Origin of the sequence: Trinickia sp., from assembly GCF_035492435.1 — a bacterium.
In the GTDB taxonomy this organism is placed as follows: Bacteria; Pseudomonadota; Gammaproteobacteria; order Burkholderiales; family Burkholderiaceae; genus Trinickia.
This window is the reverse complement of sequence record NZ_DATJJF010000194.1, coordinates 1-4,057: the sequence shown is the minus strand read 5'-3', so window position 1 is coordinate 4,057 and position 4,057 is coordinate 1. Positions and strand designations below refer to the sequence as shown.

Genomic DNA, 4,057 nt, shown 5'->3' with positions numbered 1-4,057 from the left:
GCGGACGATGATTTTTTCAGTCGCGAAGCTGGTCGCGTACCTGTCCGAATGCATGAGCTTGCAGCCGGGCGACATCATCGCGACCGGCACGCCGCCCGGGGTCGGCCTGGGTATGAAGCCCGAGCCGGTTTATCTGAAGGCTGGGCAGACGCTGCGTGTGGGCATTGCGGGGCTCGGCGAGCAGCTGCAGCGTACAGTGGCAGCGGGTTGACGCGAGGGCTGTCAACGCCGACGAGACGAGCTGGGGGCACGTGAGATTTGGGGGCGACGGGAGGCGTCTGCCTGCGGGAGTCCATGTGCCTGGCTTATCTCGGCATCGAATGTTCAGTTTCGTCAAATTCGGATTCGTCTGATACGGTCGCCTCCCGCTGAAGCGCGACTCGAAGCCTTTTCAGATCGGTGCACTACCTGGCACCTGCGCGTTCGGCCTCGCTTCGACTATCCTGAATGTCAGGCTGCCACACCCAGCTTCGCCGATGTCGTGGCGCGCCGCCGCCTACAAGCGTATTGCGAGGGGCAAGAGATGCAGATCCTATTTCCAAAGGAACCGGCCGAGTACTGCGGGCGCGATCTTGTCCTCGTTTTCTCGGCACTAGTCGATGGTGAGCGCGTGCAGTGCGCAATCACCGCCGAGGCGCTCGAAGATCATTTCGGCGCCGAGTCGCTGCGCGAAGATGACGTTCAAAAGGCGTTCGAGGCCCACCGGCACACGATCGAATCAGCGGCGCGCAAGCTGTTGCAGGAGCTCGGCAATAAACCGGTGCTGCTGCATAGCGGGTTTTTCCGTTTCTATCAGGCTTAGCACCGGGTTCATTCGGTTGTGGGATCGGGCCGCATAGCGGTGTTCGCTAGCGCGCGTGCCCAGCCGCATCGAGGAGGGAAGCCATGCGTGCGATGGTATTCGACGGACGCTCCCCGCTGCTCGCCGAACTGGCCGTGGCCGATCCGGTGCCGGCGGCCGGACAGTTGCTGATCGACATTCATGCGTGCGGCGTGTGCCGCACCGATCTGCACGTAGTGGACGGCGATCTTGCCCAGCCGAAACGGCCGGTCATACCGGGACACGAAATCGTCGGTACCGTCGCCGCTCTCGGCAAGGATGTGACGGACTTTGCAATCGGCGAACGCATTGGGGTGCCGTGGCTCGGTCATACCTGCGGGCGGTGTCCTTATTGCGCTCGCGGGCGCGAGAACCTGTGCGACGCGCCTGGCTTCACGGGCTACACGATCGACGGCGGGTACGCGGAGCAAACCGTCGCCGATAGCCGCTACTGTTTTCAGCTACCTGAGCGCTATAGCGACGTGCAGGCCGCGCCGCTGTTGTGCGCGGGCCTCATCGGCTATAGAACACTGACCATGGCGGGGGGCGCTGAACGCATCGGCATCTATGGTTTCGGGGCGGCTGCGCACATCGTCGCCCAGGTGGCGCGTCATCAAGGACGCGCTGTCTATGCATTCACGCGCCCAGGCGACACCGCGGCTCAGCGTTTGGCACGGAGGCTAGGGGTCCATTGGGCGGGGAGCAGCGACGAGCGCTGCCCGAGCCAGCTCGACGCTGCGCTCATCTTTGCTCCAGTGGGGGCGCTAGTGCCGCTTGCGCTGGATGCGGTGGTAAAGGGGGGCGTCGTGGTCTGCGGCGGTATCCACATGAGTGCTGTGCCCACGTTTCCCTACGAACTGCTTTGGGGGGAGCGCCGCCTCGTGTCAGTGGCGAACCTCACACGCGAGGACGGGCATGCATTCATGCGAATTGCGGGGCAAATCCCGCTTGATATCGAAACGACGGCTTATCCGCTGATTGAAGCCAATCGCGCTTTGGCGGATTTGCGCGACGGGCGACTGACAGGCGCTGCGGTTCTGATGACGAGGTGACGGCGATCAGCGCGTTGCGTGGAACATGACGCTGAAGCGCGCTAACTGCTGTTTATGGGACCCAAGTAAGCGCTGAACCGCTACTTCAAGTCGACACCCGTTCGAGGGCCTCGAGGTCTACGATGCGAAGTTGCTTACCGCGCGTCTCGAGGAGGCCATCGCGTTGGAGCTTGGAGAACATGCGGCTGACCGTCTCCAGTTTCATCCCAAGGTAGTTGCCCATTTCCTCACGCGTCATGCGCAAGTGGAATTCCGCAGGGGAATAACCGCGCGACTTCATCCGGCTCGACAGATTGATCAGAAAGGCAGCGACGCGCTCCTCAGCGTTCATGGTGCCGAGCAGCATCAGCAGCGATGAGTCGCGCACGATTTCGCCGCTCATCGTACGCAGCACCTGCTGCTGCAACGATTTGGACTCCGCGCACAGCGTTTCGAGCAGCGCATAGGGAATGATGCAGACGCTGCTGTCTTCGAGCGCAATGGCATCGTTGATATGGCGCTCGCTGTGCACGCCATCGAGGCCGAGCACTTCGCCGGTAAAACGGAAGCCCGTGACTTGCTCGCGGCCGTCGCGGTGCATGACGACGGTCTTGAACGAGCCTGCGCGTACGGTGTAGATGCTTTGAAACTCGCCGTTCGTGCGGTAAAGCGCCTCGCCACGCTTCACCAGCCGGGTGGCGGTCACTATCGAATCGAAACGTGCCAGCTCTTCAGATGTCAAAGCATGGGGCATGCACGCTGAGCGCATTGTGCAGCTCGAGCAACCCGCGCTCGTGTGATTCGATGTGCGTGCCTGCCAAGCGGGAGGCGAAAGTGAAGGGGGCTGCGCTGTGTGCGTGGCCTCTTCTTGGCCTCCGAGTTCAAACATGTCTGTCTCCGCTGTTGTGCGCGCCCACACCGGGCGCGGCAAATCAGTCTCCACGGGTTGAAGTATCGCGGGTAGGAGGGGGGCAAGCCAATCAGCGTCGTATGAAACTGAGGTAAGTGTTAGTGAAGCGCTGTCAGGATTGTCTTACCTCGGGTACGAAAAATGCGCGTGCGACCCTGATGCGCACGCTTCTACCCGAGCTTAGCTCGAATCAGCCGCTCGTTCGGTAGAGGCTTCGTCAGCCCTGCGTCGCATCGAGCGCGAGGCAAGGTGCGAGGCGAGGCGAGCGCCAACACGGAGACGGTGATGCAAAACATTTTTGACGTGCGCGATCCACGCGCAAGGACGGGAGAATCTGCCAAACCGCTGCCGGCTCCCGAGCCGCTTGGTGCGGAGGCCGTTCCTGACGGGGCTCGTCCCTCATTGCTTGTCTATCCTGCGTCCGAGTTGCCGCCTGCGCCCCTGCACGAGGTGCTCGACCGCACGGCGCATGCGCGCCTCATCGCGGCCACGGCTGGGCTCTCTCCGGCTTCCGCGTGGCTCGCTTGGCTGGACTGGGCGATACACCTCGCCGTATCGCCGGGAAAAAACTTCGAGTTGATGGCCGAGGCGGCGCAGGGCGCGCTGCGCAGCGCCGGGGCTTCGGTGCCGAGCCACGCGCCCCTCATGCAAAACGACGATCCTCGCTTTGCGCATCCCGGTTGGGAAACATGGCCCTTCAATGCTTACCGCTATACCTTCGCTTGTGTGGAGGCATGGTGGAAGCAGGCCGCATCGGGGGTGCGCGGCGTGGAAGCACACCACGAGCGCGTCGTGCAGTTTTTCGCGCGACAGTGCCTCGATGCGATTGCTCCGAGCAATTTTGTGCTGACGAATCCGCACGTGCTCGACACGGCGATGGGCACCGGCGGCGCGAATTTCGCGTCGGGTGCGCGCAACTGGCTGGAAGACTTCATTGAGTGGTTCGGCTACGCACGAGGCCCGATCGGAAAGCCCAAGCCGTCGTATCGGCCGGGACATGAAGTGGCGACGACGCCGGGCAAGGTGGTCTGGCGCGGGCGGCTCTGCGAGCTGCTGCAATACGCGCCGGCCACGCCCGATGTGGAGCGCGAACCGATCGTCATCGTGCCGTCGTGGATCATGAAGTACTACGTCCTAGATCTGCAACCGCACAATTCCTTGGTCCGCTATCTCGTCGCGGCCGGTTATACGGTGTTCATGATTTCGTGGCGCAATCCGGACGAGCGCTTCCGTGACGTGAGTCTCGACGACTACCTGAGGGAAGGTCTTCTTGCCGCGCTCGACGTGGTGCGTGAG

5 protein-coding genes are annotated in these 4,057 nt (G+C 62.7%); 4 read left to right on the top strand and 1 reads right to left on the bottom strand.

The features are described from left to right. The 3 genes from VL598_RS13950 to VL598_RS13940 form a co-directional block, all read left to right on the top strand. On the top strand, nt 1–211 hold a 211-nt coding region (locus VL598_RS13950; RefSeq protein ID WP_325327317.1), incomplete at its 5' end, for a fumarylacetoacetate hydrolase family protein. Nucleotides 212–523: 312 nt separating this feature from the next. Next, nucleotides 524–802: a DUF1488 domain-containing protein gene (locus tag VL598_RS13945; protein ID WP_325327316.1), complete on the top strand. Its 279-nt coding sequence runs from the start codon at nt 524–526 to the stop codon at nt 800–802. Between the two features lie 83 nt (nt 803–885). After that, complete coding sequence (locus tag VL598_RS13940; RefSeq protein ID WP_325327315.1) at nt 886–1,872, top strand: zinc-dependent alcohol dehydrogenase family protein; 987 nt, start codon at nt 886–888, stop codon at nt 1,870–1,872. Nucleotides 1,873–1,957: 85 nt separating this feature from the next. Here VL598_RS13940 and fnr read toward each other — a convergent pair whose 3' ends face one another. Beyond that, nucleotides 1,958–2,740 carry a fumarate/nitrate reduction transcriptional regulator Fnr gene (gene fnr, locus VL598_RS13935; protein ID WP_325327314.1) on the bottom strand — a complete coding sequence of 261 codons (783 nt, stop codon included), beginning with the start codon at nt 2,738–2,740 and terminating at the stop codon, nt 1,958–1,960. A gap of 306 nt (nt 2,741–3,046) precedes the next feature. Between fnr and VL598_RS13930 the strand changes: the two genes are divergently transcribed. Continuing rightward, nucleotides 3,047–4,057, top strand: a 1,011-nt coding sequence (locus VL598_RS13930; RefSeq protein ID WP_325327313.1) for a poly-beta-hydroxybutyrate polymerase N-terminal domain-containing protein, incomplete at its 3' end; no start/stop codon positions are given.

What these genes read in the sequence shown, in the direction of transcription:
- VL598_RS13945 (WP_325327316.1), top strand. Translation starts at nt 524, where the DNA reads ATGCAGATCCTATTTCCAAAGGAACCGGCCGAGTACTGCGGGCGCGAT.
- VL598_RS13940 (WP_325327315.1), top strand. Translation starts at nt 886, where the DNA reads ATGCGTGCGATGGTATTCGACGGACGCTCCCCGCTGCTCGCCGAACTG.
- fnr (WP_325327314.1), bottom strand. Translation starts at nt 2,740, where the DNA reads ATGTTTGAACTCGGAGGCCAAGAAGAGGCCACGCACACAGCGCAGCCC.